This window comes from Bacillus sp. SIMBA_005 (assembly GCF_046535585.1).
Lineage (GTDB): Bacteria > Bacillota > Bacilli > Bacillales > Bacillaceae > Bacillus > Bacillus pumilus.
The window spans coordinates 1-242 of the sequence record NZ_JAWRWI010001029.1 but is presented as its reverse complement, the minus strand read 5'-3'; the positions used below and the strand labels follow the sequence as shown (position 1 = coordinate 242).

The 242-nt window shown below is 65.3% G+C and carries 1 protein-coding gene; it reads left to right on the top strand.

Annotation, left to right across the window (positions count from 1 at the left end; genetic code table 11):
- Positions 1 to 242: alpha/beta hydrolase (locus SB660_RS23235; protein WP_410584911.1), on the top strand; the 242-nt coding region annotated here is incomplete at both ends.

The window sequence follows — 242 nt, the reverse complement described above, 5'->3', positions numbered from 1 at the left end:
CCTCCACCGCGATCGCATCCGATGCGGCGCCGGATGCCGACAATTTCTACGTCAGCGACCGCGTCACGAAAGAGACTGTCCGCTTCCAGAACCAGTACGACATGACGGTGGTCGGGCATCTCTTCGTGCCTACCGACCTCGACCGGCGCAGCGCGCAGCCCGCGATCGTCGTCGGCCACCCGATGGGAGCGGTCAAAGAGCAGAGCGCGGACTTGTATGCGACGAAGCTGGCCGAAGCGGGC